Below are 17,433 nucleotides of genomic sequence, written 5' to 3'. Positions count from 1 at the left end.
ACAAAAAAGTAAATAAGTGGGTTAAATGATTCACATAAATAACCGTAGAAAAATTAAAACTTTTGTTTAGGGGGTACTTCAAGATCTTAGCTTGATGGGCATGGGGTAGCACCACATGCTTTCTTTTTTTAATATTTCTGGCGTGCGGAAAGTATGCAAGTATTCATATTTTATGCAGAAACGGATATTTTCCCGTGGGGAATTTATCCGTTTTCGCTTTATAACATGAGAAAATAATGATTTTTCTATAGGGTAACAAAATGGAACAAAAATTGCATAGATAAGTTGCAAAGATGAAGGGGGGTTGAAAAGTGAAAGATGACATTCAGTTAAAGCGTTCTTTGAATTTTTTTCAACTTGTATTGCTAGGTCTGGCCTATATGGCACCATTAACGGTCTTTACTACGTTTGGCGTAGTGGAATCTTTATCAAAAGGAGTGATACCAACAGCCTATATACTTGCACTATGTGCGATGTTATTTACAGCATATAGTTATGGACAAATGACAAAAGCGTATCCAATTTCGGGATCAGCTTATACGTATACACAAAAGTCATTAAGTCCAGGATTAGGTTTCATGGTTGGTTGGGTAATTTTAATGGATTATTTGTTTATCCCGATGATTAACTTCCTCATTATTTCACTCTATTTATCGGAATATCTTCCTTCTATTCCTTCTAGTATATGGATTATTGCGATGATTATAATTGTGACAGTAATTAATGTTGTAGGGACAAAAGTAACGATTACAATGAATATGATTTTTTTAGGATTCCAATATATCGTATTGATGGTTTTTTGCGCTCTATGTATTAATTCACTTCTTAATGGAACAGGAGAGGGAACATTATTTTCATTAAAACCGTTTATGAATCCAGATTCTTCAATAATTGCAGCATTTTCAGGGGCATCTGTACTTTGTTTATCCTTTTTAGGGTTTGATGCTTTAACAACTTTTGCAGAGGAAACAATTCAACCAAAAAGAACCATTCCAAAAGCAATTTTCTTTGTCATTTGCTTTTCTGGTATTTGCTATATTATCGTTTCATATCTAGCACATTTAATACATCCAGACTATTTGGCATATAAAAGTTTAGATACGGCAGCTGCTGAAATCGCTAGAATGATAGGAGGAAATTTATTTAATGCTTTGTTTCTTGCAGGAATGATTGTAACTTCATTCACATCCGCGTTAGCTTCTCATGCTAGTGTTTCGCGTATTTTATATGCAATGGGGAGGGATTCTGTACTACCAAAATCATTTTTTGCCTATATACATCCGCGTTTTCAAACGCCTATCAAAAATATTATTTTAGTGAGTATTTTTGCTTTGGTGTCACTATTTACTGACCTTGTTACAATTACATCTTTTATTAACTTCGGTGCATTAATTGCTTTTACATTTGTGAATATTTCCGTCATTGCACATTATTTTATTAAGGGAGGACAAAGGTCATTAAAATCTACGATTCTCTATTTGTTAATACCGCTAATTGGTGCATGTATAACAATTAAATTGTGGAGTGATTTAGATAAGATGTCTCTCATACTGGGAGGGATATGGACCATTATGGGTATTGCATATCTTCTATATATAACAAAATTCTTCCGTGTTCAACCACCACAGATGAATTTTGATGAATTGCCAAAAGAAGATGGACAAGAATTATCTATTTAGGGGGAGAGTTATGAGAAAAAAAGCGGATATGATTTTAAGTAGTCATGCTGTATTTACAGGTATAGGAGAAACACCTATCTCGGCATCAATTATTGTTAAGGATGATAAGATTACTGCTCTTGTTCCGAAAGAAGATATTCATGGTTATGTAGATGCTGACACAATTGTACATGATTTTGGAAATCAGCTCATTATGCCTGGATTTCATGATTTCCATATTCATTTAATGTTAGGAAGTTTAGTAAATGAGGGAGTACAGTTAATTCATGCGCGTTCAGCTAGAGAAGTTGGAAAGCTTGTAAAGGAATTTGCTGAACGAAATAAAGAGAGAAACTGTGTAATTGGAAGCAGTTGGGAACAGAATTTGTGGGAAATTCATGAAGAGCCACATCGGATCATATTGGATGAGTATGTTGCAGATCGACCAGTGTTTTTATACCATGCTGAATTTCATAGTGTTTGGTTAAATAGTAAAGCACTCGAAATGGCAGGGATTAATAAAGAAACTAAGAGTCCACCATATGGAGAAATCGTTAGGGATCAAAATGGTGAGCCAACAGGAGTCTTAAAGGAAAATGCAGTGGGGTTAGCAACTAGCGTATTGCAGTTTAACTCTAAACGAAATAGGATATTGCTTCAGAATTTTTTAATAGAAGCTGCGAAATATGGAGTAACCTCTGTGCATGATTTATTGAGGATACCTGAAATGGGCGTAGAAGAAGCTGAGTTATATGATGAATTTGAAAAAACAGGAAAGTTAACAACGAGAATTCATTTTGTTGCTCCGCTAAATGGAGATTTAAACTTAGCAAAATCCTTAAAGGAAAAATACAAATCTAGTATGGTTCAATTTTGCGGGTTTAAACAATTTATTGATGGAGTAACAACTAGTTATACGGCATATTTACTTGAACCATATAATGAGGAAACGACGAGAGGGCATACTACATACCCACCAGAAATCATAAAAAAATGGACAGTAGCGGCTGATAAGGAGGGCTTTCGCGTAAGGTTTCATGCAATAGGAGATGGAGCTGTACGTTTAGCATTAGATGCTTTTGAAGAGGCTGAAATACAGAATGGAAAAAGGGATGCAAGGCACGCAATTGAGCATGTCGAAATGATTCATCCAAATGATATTGAGAGGTTTCAAAAATTAGGGGTGCTGGCGTCTATTCAGCCTGAACATATTAATCTTACAAGTCGAGAAGTATATAGAAGGTTAATTGGGTCAGAAAGAATGCAATACAATTACTTGATGAAAACATTAATGGATGCGGGAACAACGCTTGTATTTGGCAGCGATTATCCTGTTGTTACAGTAAACCCGTTACCAGAAATTTACCGAGCTGTAACAAGGCTAGATGATGAAGGTGTGGAATGGAATTCGCAAGAGAAAATATCATTAGCAGAAGCGTTACGAGCATACACGTATACCCCTGCGTATGCCTCATTTCGCGAAAATGAACTAGGCATAATAGAAGAAGGGAAGCTAGCTGACATAGTTGTGCTAGATCGGAATTTGTTTACTATACCGGTGGAAGAGATTCAAAATGCTAAGGTTATTTTTACAGTGGTAAATGGAAATATAGTATTTCGGAATGAAAAAGAAAGCGTTAAGAATTAATGTGGGGGGGAAGAAGAGAATGAGTGAAGTGACAATTGGGCTAGTTCAATTAGCGTGTAATGAGAATATCAAGGGAAATATAGAAAGAACAATAGCAAAGGTAAGAGAATCAGCAAAAAAGGGAGCCAAGATTATTTGTTTACAGGAATTATATCATGCTGAATACTTTGCTCAAAACGTTTCAGTTCGTAATTATGAACTGGCAATTCCTTTTGAACATGAAGCATTAAAAGCGATGCAAAGGTTAGCGGAAGAACTTCATGTTGTTTTAATTGTTCCTTTTTATGAATGGGTGGCACAAGGGATTTATTTTAACAGTGCAGCAGTGTTTGATGCTGACGGTAAATATTTAGGAACAACACGTAAAAATCATATTCCAGATGGACCGAGTTACCATGAAAAATATTATTTCACACCAGGAAATACAGGGTATCCAGTATATAGTACAAAGTATGGGAAAATAGGAATCGGGATCTGTTGGGATGAATGGTTCCCTGAAGTAGCACGAATTTTGACACTAAAAGGAGCAGAAATATTATTTTACCCTTCCGCAATTGGCTCTGAACCAGATTATCCAGAATTATCAACAAAACCAATTTGGACAAAAGCTATATCAGCTCATAGTATTCATAACGGTGTATTTGTTGCAGCTGTAAATCGAGTCGGAAAAGAAAAGGACATGTGTTTCTATGGAGGAAGTTTTATCAGTAATCCAATGGGAGAAATTGTTTGTTCTTTGGGAGAGGAGGAAGGAATACTCATCCAAAAAATTGATACAAAGGAAATTAATGAAGTTCGTAATCTACTGCAATTTTTAAGAGATCGTCGTACGGACACATACTCGCTAATTTTAGAAAAAGAAGTTCTAAACATATAAAAAAGACTCTCAAATTTGAGAGTCTTTTTTTGTTTGGAATAAAGTTCTATTAACTTAATCATTGAAAGATATAATCTTCATTAATATTTCCTTTTCTGCACCAAGTACCCCAATTGAAGAAAGAAAAAAGATGCTTTTCTCGATTACTCAATTTTTTTCACCTCAAACTTCAAAACAGTACATTGATGATAAAAAATCAATGTACTGTTTTGTCTAACTTTACAATAAATACAATTTTAATGTAAACAACACTTGTATGAATCTAAAATTTTTATTTATATCTATCAAGAGAGAGTTTTTAAATACCTATTAAAGTAGAATTCAAACTATGTATTTTTTACATAATAAAATCAAAATTGAAACGAATAATACATAGCATTTAAATATCTAGTTAGGGAAAAGAATAAAAGTTCAGCAATGCAAAATTGCCAAACTTTTATTCTTTATTCTTTCCTATTCTTCCTAAACTATCTTTAATAGTTGTTTCCCCAAGTTGAGTGTATAACAAAGCTGTATCTTGACTCGTATGTCCAAGTTGCTGCATTACTTGTAACGAGTCTTTTTCTTCCATATATAATTTATTTGCCAAGGTATGTCTTAATTTGTGAGGAGACATTCTTTTACCAAAGGCCTTAGTATATTTTTCTACTATATCTTGGATAGCCCTAACCGAAAGAGGCTGCGCAGTATGTTTATACTTCGATAAAAATACATTTTTTAATTCTTTCCCTGGAGCATATTTGTTATCTCTAATTTCCATATACTTTTCAAGATCATTCAATGCAATTGGAGTAATCCATACTGAATCTTCTTTATTTCCTTTTCGTATTACATCAATTAGTCTTTCTTTTAAGTTTATATCTTCCATACGAAGATCGGCCAATTCACTTACACGAATACCACTACCAAGAAAGAGGGAGAGAATAGCTACATCACGCTCTTTATCTCTTAGGAAATAGAACAACTGATGTTTTGTTAAAGATTTTTCATGTTCGTACTTAACGTAATTCAAAAACTCTTGATCGTCATCATTATGAAATATCTTAGATCTCATACGTTTTGCACGGGCATTTAATGTTTCTTTATCTTTATGTATTTCAATCTTAGCCATTACATTTCTATAAAAATAACATTCTCCATCATCATTCTCTGATAGGGAGGTAAGATACTTAAATAAAGACTTTAAGGCTGAAATTTTTCTGTTAACAGAGGAATTCTGCATGTTTTGTTGTAGTTTTAGAAACCTCATAAAGTTCTCAACATCTTTTTTCTTTAAATTCTCCAAATCAGAGAAGGATATCTCTTTAATGGGCTTAAATTCAATAACTTGTTCAGATAATAGCCAATTAAAGAAGACTCTAAAATCATATACATAATTCAGTAGGGTGGAGGGAGAGGCATCATGCAATTCTTTGTACTCCACAAATTCTTCTATGTAAAAGGGCATTTCATTTAAATTCTCGTATAATTTCTTACGATGTACGGATTTTTGACGTTGCTTGCTGTAATCCATAAAAATCACCTCATATATACTATAACAGAAAAAATACACGAACACAAGTTCGCATTAAATTCAATTTTTACACAAACTTATTTACATAATTAAATTATGGGATGCTAAAATATACTAGAAATTGAATGGAATAGTGTAGTTATTCTAATAAAAATTATAGATAACCAAGTGATAAATTTGTATTAGGCTAGTAAAACTAGTACAAAAATTACATTTAAATGTATGTAAGATAAAGCAATTTTATATATAAATTTATACAAAATGAATACATGAAAACAACATAAAAGTCGTTATAAAATATGAATTGGTTAATTTAATCATGATTATCAGGAGTTAATTAGATCAACACAAGAAAAACTCTTATAAATTAAAATGCAATTCACTATAAAGATTGCTAGTGAGTAATTCAGAATTTGATTATTTTCATATAAAATATGAATTACATAGATGTATACCAATACTAGAATCTATGCACATGAACGGGAAATCCCTAGATACCGTATTAGATTTTTATATAACCAACTTAGTGTTCGTAAAATTGGTATTTCGTGCGAAGTTGTAATGTGTTTGTTTTTTCCCCTTTTTACGATACTTTTATGCTCATCCAATAAAATGTATTATTCACCTGTCATCAGTAAAAATATCTTTTAGTTTCTGATACATTCACTTATACATATTAATGTTGATTATACGGTTACTTATAGGGTACAGACAGTATATAAAAACACGTTAAGAAAATTTTAATACAAAACAACTAACTTTAACCTCTTAAGACTAAATCGGTTGTGTTTTACTCAAAGCTTAATTGTTTGTAATATTGAAAGAGAGTGTTTCCTTTAGTCCTTTTAGGTCAAAGGTATCTTTTATTATCCTTGTTTTAGGTGAACGCTGAGCAAAATTTAATTCTAATACATATTTGAAAATATAATTTTGAAATTCTTTCATCTGTCTCAATAAGATAAGAATTCTTTTCATTTTGAGACAGACTTCACTCTTTTATTACAACTACTTATAAGATCTCTTATGTAAACAAGGATTTTGGGAAATACGCCGTCATATCAACGTTTGCGACACTTTCGAAAACTTGCACTTACAACAACTTTTATACATCGTTGATTTTACGCTATTTTCACCTTAAGACACCGTTATTTCCTGCATAAACTTCACATTGTTAACTATCTCTATTTTCATTCGTTGTGTTCGTTTGTTTTGTTAGAGAATAATAAAAAAACAATTAAATAGATTAATTGTTTTTTCTATGCAAAATCTTAATTTTTATTTTTTTGAAGTAACCTATAATGCTTGAAAAAATGAAATCCCCCAATGCGAGTGGTATATAGATAAACCATATCTTTAATATAGCCTTTGTTTCTCTATGATTAGAATCCTCCATTCAAATCACCTTATCCCCTTCATTTATCTATATTTTCATTTTAATTCCATTAACAAGAAAATTATACCATTTATTTAACTAATAGTCTTTATTTTTAAAAGATTCTCAAAGCCTTTTACCCTTATCATCCATTAACAACAAACAAGACGCCATCCAGATTACGACAGCGCCTATAATAGTAGTTATAAATTTAATAAAAGCATTTTTACTTATTTCCTTGTTTCCATACCCCATTCTTTTTGTGATGGATATCCTTGCTAGTCATGAATTGAAACGAGCTACCAGGAATACTATATTTTTTATTTCTCGCTCTTTTCTCTTTAGACTTTTCCAAAATAACTTGTTGTAGATCTGTTCTCCATTGCTTTAAGCGTTCTTTTTCTCGCATCTTCACTTATACCCCTTTAAATGAAAATTTATATGCCCATATTAAATATATCTCTGGAATCCAATTTATGAAAGGGGTTACAATCACTGGTCAACTTAGGGTTATGTCAAGTCAAATGTCCATTTTATTAAGTAAATAAGAGTACCCTCCATTAGGTACTCTTCAAGAATAAGTATGGCGCTCCAAGTCTCACCTCATATGATAACTTGTCCCACGATTTTATCATATGTTTGTCTTTTTAGAATGTTCACTGGTTTAATGTGTAATTTCTATTAATAAGTTATTAAGCGCCTTCTCTACCTGCTGCACCTTCCATTTACTCGTGTTCCTTGAATTACGTAACTCAGGAAACAAACTGATTCCTTCTTGCTCCACTTCATTACTGAATCGCATCTTGAGTGCTCTATATTCCTTTAATACGCTTATTACTTCCTTTTGTACTTTCTTATCATCGAAAGCTGGTAATAAAGTTAATTGCCTTTCTAAGTTGGAATTCCCCTATTTCTGAATTTGTAATTTTAACATTATATAAGGTACGTGAAATTTTATTATTTAACTACTGAATAAAGGAACAGTATGCATTAACATAGCCCCCACCCCACTATTGCGCATTGTTCCGCTATCCATAAAATAAAGTATTAGACTAGAAAGTGAATATACGTAAACGTAAAAATTCCGCCTTATTCAATTGTAGGAGGAAATCCAGCTAAATTAATACGTTATAGATTTGACGAGGAAACAATTGATATTCTCAATATCATTAAGTGGTGGGACTGGGATATTGAAAAAATAACTGAATTCATTCCCGTTTTAACAAGCAATAATACGAGTGCTTTAAAGGAACTGATAAAGTCATAATAAAAACTGTTAACCAAATAGTAATGAATTTGAAATTTATTTCTTTTATCTATTGTTTTGCACCTAGCCGATACCTCTAGTTGCATAAGGGCTATTTTTAAACATCTTTATTGTGACTGATTTTGAGGGAGTTAGTAGAGATAGAAAAAAATTAAATAACTATTGTAAACACCCTTCGATTATTCGGACGGTGTTTACTGCGTTTATATCTTAGAAATTAAATAGCTATATTATCATTTAACATTAGACACATTTAATCAATTACCTGTGCGTTAAGGGGTACCCCCCATCACCATCAAGCTAAGAAAAGCAAATACCCCAAAACGAAAAAATTGACATCTCCAGGAGAAAATGTACATTTTTTTGTTTTGGGGCTTTATAAAATTCTTAAGTTGATGGGTATGTGTCACTCCCCCTATTGAGGGAGCTAAATTAATGGATTTTGCTACTGCGGATGCCGAGTTTAAGAATATCCAATTTTTGGACCCAATCTATTAAACATCAATATCTCATCCCTTAAAAGATTTGTGTTAACAAAAATCACATCTATTTGGATCCCTTAAGGTTCTGATGAGATGTGGATTCAGTGTTACAGATGAAGACAGCGTTTTTTCCAATGCACGTAGATAAGATTTAGATGAATTTGTTCTCACTCTAAGCTAAGCAATTAGTATGAGGAGAGCTTCTTCTGTTTTAGGGGGTTATTCTACAATATAAGTGCAGCATCACCTCTGCATAACGATCTTCCATTATCGGGCGCATTTCTTAAAAAAGTATTACGTCTTTATTAAGAATCGAAAACCATGAGTGATTTCAATAGCAGCTGTCTCCATGGGAGGATAGACCTCGATAACGATGTGGGAAACTAAGACATCAATGTTGTAGTCATTATTTTTAGGAAAAAACAAGTCTAGAGTTCCCTTTTTTATAGGAAGCTCGGGCATTCAACCCACTGATAAATGGAAACCCAAAGGGCATACTAAGATTATATTTAAAATGGGAGGATATAAATTTGAGTACAATAGAGAATGCATTATCTATCTTCGCCTTAGGCGGCTTGAATGAAATCGGGAAAAATATGTATGCAATCGAATATTCAAACGATATCGTGATTATCGACTGTGGCAATAAGTTTCCAGATGAAAGTTTTTTAGGAATTGATTTGATTATCCCTGATATAGCTTACTTAGTAGAAAATAAAGATAAAGTCAGGGCTTTACTTGTCACACATGGACATGAAGATCATATCGGGGGGATCCCGTTCTTCTTAAAAAAATTGAATGTACCCGTTTATGCCACACGCTTCACACTAGGATTAATTGAAATCAAATTAAAAGAACATAAACTTTTAAGAGAAAGTGAACTTATTGAAATCAACTCAAACTCAAACTTGACAATCGGAGAAATGAGTGTAAGCTTTTTCAAAGTGACCCATAGTATTCCTGATTGCTTGGGAATAGTCTTTCACACACCAGAGGGTAATATTGTACATACGGGGGACTTCAAGTTCGATTTAACCCCTGCGAATAATGAGAATTCGGATATTCATAAAATGGCTGCAATCGGCAAAGAAGGGGTCTTACTTCTATTGTCTGAGAGTACCAATGCAGAACGTCCTGGTTTGACCCCATCGGAACAAATGGTAGGCGAACATGTGGAAACAACTTTCATGAAAGCCGAACGCAAAGTTATTGTTTCTACCTTTGCTTCAAATATTAGTCGCGTTCAGCAAGTCGTGAATGCAGCACAAAAAACAAATCGAAAAATTGCGTTGCTTGGACGAAGTATGGTTAATGTCGTAGCGGTTGCTATGGAACGTGGTTATTTAACAGTTCCAGATGGAATGTTAATTGACCCACATGAAATAAATGAAATGCCTCCTGAAAGGGTGGCCATTTTATGCACGGGGAGTCAAGGAGAACCAATGGCTGCTCTTGCTCGCCTGTCCACTGGAAACTTTCGCGATGTCGACATTTTACCTGAAGATACGGTTATATTTGCAGCAGGTCCAATACCCGGGAATGAACGAAATATCACGAGTATTGTAGACAACTTATTCGCACTTGGAGCCAACGTGATTTATGGATCAGGAAGTACATCCGGAATGCATGTTTCTGGCCATGGTTATCAAGAAGATTTAAAATTAATGCTTACATTAATGAAACCAAAATATTTTATTCCCATTCACGGTGAATTTAGAATGCTACACCATCACCGTTTGTTAGGTGAATCCGTTGGAGTAGAGCAAGGAAACACGTTTATCATCAATAATGGCGATGTCGTCGATATTGAACATACCATTGCCCGCCAGACCCGGAAAATACCGGTTGGGAATACCTACGTAGACGGGGGGGATATCGATAATATTGGGGAATTTGTGTTACGAGACCGTAAACAACTTTCAGAGGATGGGATGCTCATGATTGTTTTAACTATGAGCAAAGCGGAAGGAAAACTGATTTCTGAACCCGATACCCTTTCTCGTGGATTTGTGGATAGAGATTTCTCGGAACTCCGAAGTGAAGTTAATCGACTTACTATAAAAACTGTTAACGAGCTACAAGAAGCAAATAGAAACCAATGGACTGTAATGAAAAAACAAATAAAAAAATCAATACGACAATATGTATATACACATACTAAGAAAAAGCCAATGATTGTTCCTATACTTATTGAAATTTAATTGGGGGAAAGTTTTAAAAAAATGAATTAATTAATCTTCAACAATTGGGCGCAATTCTCTAATAAGAATTGTGCTCTTTCTTTTGTATTGGGTCATTTAATGAAATAAGAATCCCAAGTAAAATTTAATATTTGTGTTAAAATCATTATGGGATTTGTGAAGGATTGCACTTAAACTAAAGGACAGGTGTAAAGTGACTATAAAGTTATTTAATTTTAAAACCTCAAACAAGCATAACCCCATGCTGATTTTAGGATGGGGTTAAAATAAAATTGTTTAACTTTTGATGTAGATAACTTCACTATACTTAAAAATATAACAATAAAGTCGTTTAAATCTAAGAGTTATCTCGTGGTTTCACTCTTCTCATGACCAAATAAGCTTTGTATTACTTCAAGTGGCGCACCGTTGTTAATCATATGTGTAGCATAGCTTATTCCATTATTAAAAATTCCAATCTCTCAGTGATATAAATGAGAAATTGGGATTTAATTATTCAACAATTGCATCCAATTGTTAAAGCACATCCATTTTTCGCAAACGTTTTACAAACCTATAACCAGTTATTTCGTAACCAAGGAATTTATATAGTTCGTGTGCCTTTACCCTCTTTTCACTTTTTCCACTTAGAAGATAAATAAAATCAGATCCTCTTTTCAAAGACCATTCTTCCACATATTTAATCAATGCTTTCGCAATACCTTGACCGCGATATTCTTTCTTTGTAACTAGCGATGTTATTTGAATCTTTTCATCGTTGTTTGTGTACGTTGTATGAATTGTTATTCCTATCATCCCTACTAACTTATTATCATTTATTGCAACAAAGGTGTAGTAATTTGGATTGGATTCGATACGTTCCATTCTTACTTTCATTTCATCTAATGAACTAGGATAACCTAAATCTGGCATTAAATCTGTTAATTGTTTGATGTCATCAGAATTATATTTTCTTATCTCCACTATGAGCCCCTCCACATTTTTCTCTAATTGTATCATCTTATATTCTGCCTACATCAAAAAGCAAATACTTTTTCCTATTACCATCAAGTGTTTCATAAAAAAATGTTTTAGACTATAGAAAAAAGTATTAGACTGTTAAAAAATAGTTGTAGACTGATAAAATGTTTTCTTTACATGAAAGCACTTTTTGCTAACATAAAACCAAAATATCGAAAGACCTTTAAAAGTCCCTGCAGTACTTCTTATCAAGACCTAAATGATAAAAACCCCTAAAAATAAAGAAAAGCACATATTATACATGACTAATATATGCTCTCCTTTTATTCTATGAAAGCGCCCGATTGTGGAAAATCATCAAGCTTCTATTAGCTAGTAAGTTGAAAAAGAATTTGTTCCACAACCCTTAAGTGATGATACTTAAACATTAAATTTCCCTCCTACAATCCCTTTAAAGCCGTCAATCTCCGTCTTTTAAATTCCCTGACCATTGCTATACCTAAGCCAAACAAATATACCACCTCTAGCAAAATAATTAACATATCATATTCAAGAAAGTTTAGTTAGCTAATAGCATATGTTTTATTGAAAGGATGTGATTGAGTTATGGATCGGCCGAAATGGGGCATTGGAGCATTAGTATTCGTTGGCTGCATGTTTCTTGGTGGAGGAGTGGGATCTTTGTTAGGAAGTTCCCAAATTGGATGGCTGATAGGAATGGGTGTTGGATTTCTTGGGATGGCTTTAACGAGACTGATTAGAAAATAATAGAACAGGGGTTCTCCTTCCGGTAAATAAGGCTATATGCATTTAAGTAATTACTTACATACTAGCCCTGTAACATGTAGTAATCGTACTCATACAAAGCCACTCTTTAACAGAAAGTGGCTATTTTTGTTTTCGGCTCTGCTAAATTAAAAGAGCCGATGTTTTGCCTAACTTTCGCTCTTTTAATTTAGTAGCAGGGTTTTTAAGAATAAAACCTTCATCATGTGTCCATCTAAAAAGTGATTTGATGCAACGAACTCGGTGTCCTAAACTAGATGGCTTTAAGTGTTCTCCTGCTTCAATTAAGTATACCTTTAGTTTTTCTGTAGTAAATTCACTCATGTTAATGTCACCGAAATAACGTAATAAAAATTTATATTGAAAGTAATATGTTTTTAAAGTCAGAGGTGAATATCCCTCAATTTTTTATCTAATTGATACTGTTCCCAGGACTCAGATAATAACATTATTCTTCACGCTCCCATTCTATAAATCAATTAATCTAGTATTATGTTCAAGGAGAGTCTCTTTTATACGCTAGTCATTCAACAATCGTAGAAAACAAAAAAATTACTTAACCATGAGAACACTTGAAATACAAGAAAAAGACGCTTTCTCTATAAAAGAATAGCGCCCTTTTGTGGAGGAATATTGATTTATTTTGGCGAAAAAAAGCAACATTTAGGTTCCTTATGACATTTTTCTAATATAAGTTGTAATATTGCCTAAACAACAACTACCTTGTGGATTGTTTACTTCACAACCACATCGGTTTTCTTTTATGTTTTCGCGAATATGCTCTACTGGATTAGGAGTAAGTCCATTTTCCACATATTGTTTAATTTTTTCTTTTGTCCAATCAAAACAATAACAAATTGGTGTAGTTGCTGAGTCATCTTTTTGATGTACAGCTACCTTTATGTCAGATACAAAGTATTTTTTATTATTCGTATCAAAATAGACTACATCACAATCTTCGTTTGAACAAAAATAGTGATTTTCTATAGCATTTAATGTTTCTAATGCAGATGGTTTAAGCAATGATTTTAGTGTAATCAACTTTACATTCTTAGCTTTATTTTTACATGTTGGACAATGACCATTATTTTCAATTTTTATTCCTTTAAGGTTACTACAACAATCTTCCATTATTCTTCCACCTTTACAATTTATTATTATTATAAATATTCTTCTGCTTTCTTTTCTGAGTCCATTAAAGTTTCGATAATAGGACATTCGTAAATATCTTTGTTTTCGGGACATCTTTCTTTAAGGTCTATCAACATTTGTTTAATTTTTTTAAGGTCTTGAATTTTACGTTGGATGTCCTCTAATTTAAGAACAGTGAAATCATATATGTCACAGCACTTTGCTTCATTGCGATCGACAACTCCTAGCAATTTGTCAATTTCATTTAAGGTAAACCCCAATTCCTGCGTCCGTTTTATGAAATTCAAACGATCGACCATTTGTAGGGAATACATTCGGTATGCTTTTTCGGTACGATTAGGCTCTGGAATTAAGCCTAATCGTTCATAGTATCGAATGGTCTCCTTGTTAACGCCACACTTTTCAGCCAGTTCTCCAATACGATATTGCATCTATCTCACCTCATATAAAGTATAAACCCTGTACCATAGTACAGGGTCAAAGGAAGTATTATTTACTATATTTTCGATCAACTTTCTTAAAATAAATACACAGGCTATACAAAATGCGGTACATCAAGAGTTAGCCATTGCGATTGGCCTAGATTACTCTTTTGTAAATAACCGAGTAGATGCCCAAAAAGAAATTATCTCTATTGAACTTGTAGTCCCCCATTTTCGTATGGATGGGTACTTAGTAAGGACAAGCATCCATCACAAATTTTAACGAATTTACCGAAAGAATTCTCCTTCCTCGAGCGTGTGAAGGGCGCTAGCCCAACGGTAGGTGGGAGATGAATTTCGGTTTGGCATAGCCAAACTCTTTTGATAAACTAGCTATATGAAGTTCCTTGATAACTTGATATATGAGGTTGCAGGAAGAAAATAGAGTGCGAAAACCAAGCCATTCGGTTCCTGCGTAAAATATCAACCGTACCAAAAGAGCGTCCAGGCGTTGGACATCTAGGGTTGGAACACTCCGAAGTAACGCTCAGGGAGACGAAAGGTTACTTTCGTCGTGGAACTGAGAAGCTCCCACTTCAAGTTTCGCTAAGTGGCGAGTAGTTCACAACAGTTTATTAATAGGCTTCATTTTGAATAACAATGGATTCTGGTGTTTTGACATTTCCGCACCAGAACCCATCAACTCCTTATACATAATTCCCCTGTTTTATGCTCTTTCGTGTATAGTATATAGTCTTTTATTTTCAATTAATTTATCAAGGTTATATATTAAATCGGCTGCCATTCGCAGGAAATTAAGCCTTGCAATTATGACTATTTGGTTGAGCCATCGATATGTTGTTCTGAAACATCAATATATCTTAAAAAGGAGCTCCCTTTATCAAGAGAGCTCCTTTTCTTATTTCTTCTTCTTTTCTGTCGGTTGGCTTTGTTTAGCGAAATTAGATGAATCATCGAAATTCGGTTGCTTTTTACCAGCATTATTACTTCTACCTTTTCCCATATGTAATGCACCTCCCCTCCCCCTTACTATTCCCAATAAAAAAATCCTCTTGCATCCAAAAGAATTTTTTATGAAGAGATACTTTTCCGTTCTGGAGATATTCTAAAATATTAGCTTGATGGTGATATTCCAGTATTTATTTAGCAATTATAAATCGATATACTAATCACTAAAAAGCATAGTCGGGAAGCATATGTTATTATAGAACAAAATCAGTTGTAAGGAAGTAATTAAAATTCTATATTTTCCGCATTTTTTACACAAGCAAACCATTGACCAATTATCTCGTTATGATGCTTAATGATTTGAGACGCTGATAATACTGTAGAATTATATGTACTATGTCCATTCCCTACAAGAGTAACGTCATATCCTAAGCTGTACGCACGCCTGCATGTTGCATCTACACAAATTTCAGATTGAATTCCTGCTATAACAATTCGTTTTATATTCCTCATTTCCAGAGCTTGTTGAAGACCCGTTTTATGAAAAGAATCCGGGTGATTCTTCTCAAGAACGACATCTCCTGTTGCTGGAGCAATAGATTTATGAATTTCCCACCCTACTGTCCCTTGTTTAAGTGTGGAACCAGACTTCCCATTAAATTTCATATAAAAAATAGGGGCTGAAGCAGAACGGGCTTTAGAAATCAATAATCGAATAACTCTTAATAATTCCATTTCATTATATAGAACTTTTCTCTCTTCAAATGAACCTACTTGTACATCAATAATAAGAAGTGCTGTACAGCTTTTCATCATAAATACCCTCCTAACACTTGTTCCCAAAATACAAAAAAACATATGTAAACTACCAAGTTATGCATATTTAATGTCTCCAAAATTTCCAAATAAACACACTAATACATGTATGTATTTGCTACCAATACTATGAAATGCTTACGCCATTTGTAAGAAACTAAATTCCACTTCACTTAATAGTCATAAAAGGTGGGTAATAATGGTTCATAAATTAAAGTTTATAATTATAGTCGGTATCTTATGTACTATTGGTACATTGACTTCAAATAAAGTAGCTGTTCGCATGTTAATGAGAGAAGATCTAGAGCCAACGGGGATAGTCACTCGGGACGTACCTACCAACAAAAAGATAATTGGCTTTCGTATACAACAGGCTCCTCAATTAGTAAAAACGGTTTTAAATAAGGGGCATGAAATTGGCAATCATACAATGAATCATGTTTTCGCTCAAAATACACCATTAAAAATAATCCAAAAAGATATTATAGAAGGGCAGAAATATATAGAAAAATGAAATAAAGATCTCTTACTTTTCAGACCACCTGGTGGTTATATAAATTACACTGTATTTACAACAGTCAAGCAACAAGGGAAACAAATTGTACTTTGGTCTTGGCATCAAGATTCACGTGATTGGTCGAATCCTGGAGTAACTGCCATTGCTAATCACGTATTAAAGATGCTCGTAACGGAGATATTGTTCTTCTTCATGATGGTGGAGGGAACAGAAGACAAACTGTAGCTGCTCTAAAAATCATTCTTCCTAAGAATCAGGAAAAAGGATTTCAAGTTGTTAAAGTTTATGATTTTCTCAAGTATAAACGAAGTAAGTAGCATGGGTGTACCTCTAAAAATACTCACAATATGACTGCTAAAAGGTAAATGTGCAAAGAAAACTTTTCTCCAAACTATTAACAAAAAATAAATACATCCAAATCACTGATTATTGAGCCTCGTTATTAGCAACAGGATAGCTACTTAAGAACAAAAAAGAATTTGCCAATTTTTTTGCAAAATGTAACGGGGGCTCCACCGATTGGATATGAATATACATAATTAATGGGTTCATGTACAACCAGTGATTATGTAAAGCACTAACAATAATTCCTTGTTGTACAATTGATCTCTTGAACTACTCACCACTTAACATCCTTACGGACTGTTTGAAGTGGGAGATTCCTAAGTACAGAAACCTAACGGTTTCTAATTCAGTAGGCTATCCCCGTAGTTCCTACGGTTAAGAGACGAATTGCTTCGTTTCTAAGATTGAGCGCTGCATTTCGATCTCTATCGTGATGTGTGCCACAAGA

12 protein-coding genes and 5 pseudogenes are annotated in these 17,433 nt (G+C 33.5%); 7 read left to right on the top strand and 10 right to left on the bottom strand.

Annotated elements, in window-relative coordinates:
• The first annotated feature begins 311 nt into the window (after positions 1-311).
• From ACTFQM_RS26165 to ACTFQM_RS26155, 3 genes are read left to right on the top strand one after another with little or no spacing between them, the layout of a single operon-like run.
• Complete coding sequence (locus ACTFQM_RS26165) at positions 312-1,679, top strand: APC family permease (protein WP_440036862.1); 1,368 nt, start codon at positions 312-314, stop codon at positions 1,677-1,679.
• Positions 1,680-1,689: 10 nt separating this feature from the next.
• A complete protein-coding gene (locus ACTFQM_RS26160; protein ID WP_440036861.1) occupies positions 1,690-3,306 on the top strand; it encodes an amidohydrolase in 1,617 nt (538 codons plus the stop codon).
• A 19-nt stretch (positions 3,307-3,325) separates the two neighbouring features.
• Positions 3,326-4,183, top strand: a complete 858-nt coding sequence (locus ACTFQM_RS26155; RefSeq protein ID WP_440036858.1) for a carbon-nitrogen hydrolase — start codon at positions 3,326-3,328, stop codon at positions 4,181-4,183.
• Positions 4,184-4,619: 436 nt separating this feature from the next.
• On the opposite strand, the gene xerS is transcribed toward ACTFQM_RS26155, so the two are convergent.
• The 3 genes and pseudogenes from xerS to ACTFQM_RS26140 form a co-directional block, all read right to left on the bottom strand.
• Positions 4,620-5,696: a tyrosine recombinase XerS gene (xerS, locus tag ACTFQM_RS26150; protein WP_440036856.1), complete on the bottom strand. Its 1,077-nt coding sequence runs from the start codon at positions 5,694-5,696 to the stop codon at positions 4,620-4,622.
• Between the two features lie 1,598 nt (positions 5,697-7,294).
• On the bottom strand, positions 7,295-7,477 hold the full coding sequence (locus ACTFQM_RS26145; RefSeq protein WP_400560636.1) for a hypothetical protein: 183 nt from the start codon (positions 7,475-7,477) through the stop codon (positions 7,295-7,297).
• A gap of 267 nt (positions 7,478-7,744) precedes the next feature.
• Positions 7,745-7,903 (bottom strand): annotated as a pseudogene (locus ACTFQM_RS26140) (ArpU family transcriptional regulator); the annotation flags it as partial.
• Positions 7,904-8,149: 246 nt separating this feature from the next.
• Here ACTFQM_RS26140 and ACTFQM_RS26135 point away from each other — a divergent pair.
• Positions 8,150-8,335, top strand: a pseudogene (locus ACTFQM_RS26135) (chloramphenicol acetyltransferase); the annotation flags it as partial.
• Positions 8,336-9,347: 1,012 nt separating this feature from the next.
• Positions 9,348-11,018, top strand: coding sequence for a ribonuclease J (locus ACTFQM_RS26130; protein ID WP_178941227.1), 1,671 nt, complete (start codon positions 9,348-9,350; stop codon positions 11,016-11,018).
• 344 nt (positions 11,019-11,362) lie between these two features.
• Here ACTFQM_RS26130 and ACTFQM_RS26125 read toward each other — a convergent pair.
• Together ACTFQM_RS26125 and ACTFQM_RS26120 are read right to left on the bottom strand one after the other, a co-directional pair.
• Positions 11,363-11,452: pseudogene (locus ACTFQM_RS26125) on the bottom strand (tyrosine-type recombinase/integrase); the annotation flags it as partial.
• Between the two features lie 82 nt (positions 11,453-11,534).
• The gene (locus ACTFQM_RS26120) at positions 11,535-11,981 is read right to left on the bottom strand and encodes a GNAT family N-acetyltransferase (RefSeq protein ID WP_002175167.1); all 447 of its coding nucleotides are present in this window, start codon (positions 11,979-11,981) and stop codon (positions 11,535-11,537) included.
• 603 nt (positions 11,982-12,584) lie between these two features.
• On the opposite strand from ACTFQM_RS26120, the gene ACTFQM_RS26115 reads away from it, so the two are divergent.
• A complete protein-coding gene (locus tag ACTFQM_RS26115; RefSeq protein ID WP_002175166.1) occupies positions 12,585-12,746 on the top strand; it encodes a hypothetical protein in 162 nt (53 codons plus the stop codon).
• Positions 12,747-12,887: 141 nt separating this feature from the next.
• On the opposite strand, the gene ACTFQM_RS26110 is transcribed toward ACTFQM_RS26115, so the two are convergent.
• The 4 genes from ACTFQM_RS26110 to ACTFQM_RS26095 all read right to left on the bottom strand — a co-directional run bounded on the left by ACTFQM_RS26110 (position 12,888) and on the right by ACTFQM_RS26095 (position 16,123).
• Positions 12,888-13,088 carry a hypothetical protein gene (locus tag ACTFQM_RS26110; RefSeq protein ID WP_025149698.1) on the bottom strand — a complete coding sequence of 67 codons (201 nt, stop codon included), beginning with the start codon at positions 13,086-13,088 and terminating at the stop codon, positions 12,888-12,890.
• Positions 13,089-13,436: 348 nt separating this feature from the next.
• Positions 13,437-13,895, bottom strand: coding sequence for a putative iron-sulfur cluster-binding metallochaperone (locus tag ACTFQM_RS26105; RefSeq protein ID WP_440036853.1), 459 nt, complete (start codon positions 13,893-13,895; stop codon positions 13,437-13,439).
• A 29-nt stretch (positions 13,896-13,924) separates the two neighbouring features.
• The gene (gene merR1, locus ACTFQM_RS26100; protein ID WP_440036852.1) at positions 13,925-14,347 is read right to left on the bottom strand and encodes a mercury resistance transcriptional regulator MerR1; all 423 of its coding nucleotides are present in this window, start codon (positions 14,345-14,347) and stop codon (positions 13,925-13,927) included.
• Positions 14,348-15,592: 1,245 nt separating this feature from the next.
• Positions 15,593-16,123 (bottom strand): cysteine hydrolase family protein, encoded by a 531-nt coding sequence (locus tag ACTFQM_RS26095; protein WP_440036850.1) that lies wholly within the window; start codon positions 16,121-16,123, stop codon positions 15,593-15,595.
• A gap of 283 nt (positions 16,124-16,406) precedes the next feature.
• Here ACTFQM_RS26095 and ACTFQM_RS26090 point away from each other — a divergent pair.
• Positions 16,407-16,957: pseudogene (locus ACTFQM_RS26090) on the top strand (polysaccharide deacetylase family protein).
• A 109-nt stretch (positions 16,958-17,066) separates the two neighbouring features.
• Here the strand turns inward: ACTFQM_RS26090 and ACTFQM_RS26085 are convergent.
• A pseudogene (locus tag ACTFQM_RS26085) lies at positions 17,067-17,255 on the bottom strand (DUF1259 domain-containing protein); the annotation flags it as partial.
• Positions 17,256-17,433: the final 178 nt, after the last annotated feature.

Source organism: Bacillus cereus group sp. MYBK30-2, assembly GCF_051915945.1.
Lineage (GTDB): Bacteria > Bacillota > Bacilli > Bacillales > Bacillaceae_G > Bacillus_A > Bacillus_A paramycoides.
The sequence above is the reverse complement of the archived record's forward strand: the minus strand, read 5'-3'. Positions and strand labels throughout refer to the sequence as shown.

Excerpts from the sequence above, each read along its gene's own strand:
- ACTFQM_RS26160 (WP_440036861.1), top strand. The coding sequence starts at position 1,690 with ATGAGAAAAAAAGCGGATATGATTTTAAGTAGTCATGCTGTATTTACA.
- ACTFQM_RS26155 (WP_440036858.1), top strand. The coding sequence starts at position 3,326 with ATGAGTGAAGTGACAATTGGGCTAGTTCAATTAGCGTGTAATGAGAAT.
- xerS (WP_440036856.1), bottom strand. The coding sequence starts at position 5,696 with ATGGATTACAGCAAGCAACGTCAAAAATCCGTACATCGTAAGAAATTA.
- ACTFQM_RS26145 (WP_400560636.1), bottom strand. The coding sequence starts at position 7,477 with ATGCGAGAAAAAGAACGCTTAAAGCAATGGAGAACAGATCTACAACAA.
- ACTFQM_RS26115 (WP_002175166.1), top strand. The coding sequence starts at position 12,585 with ATGGATCGGCCGAAATGGGGCATTGGAGCATTAGTATTCGTTGGCTGC.
- ACTFQM_RS26110 (WP_025149698.1), bottom strand. The coding sequence starts at position 13,088 with ATGAGTGAATTTACTACAGAAAAACTAAAGGTATACTTAATTGAAGCA.
- ACTFQM_RS26105 (WP_440036853.1), bottom strand. The coding sequence starts at position 13,895 with ATGGAAGATTGTTGTAGTAACCTTAAAGGAATAAAAATTGAAAATAAT.
- merR1 (WP_440036852.1), bottom strand. The coding sequence starts at position 14,347 with ATGCAATATCGTATTGGAGAACTGGCTGAAAAGTGTGGCGTTAACAAG.
- ACTFQM_RS26095 (WP_440036850.1), bottom strand. The coding sequence starts at position 16,123 with ATGATGAAAAGCTGTACAGCACTTCTTATTATTGATGTACAAGTAGGT.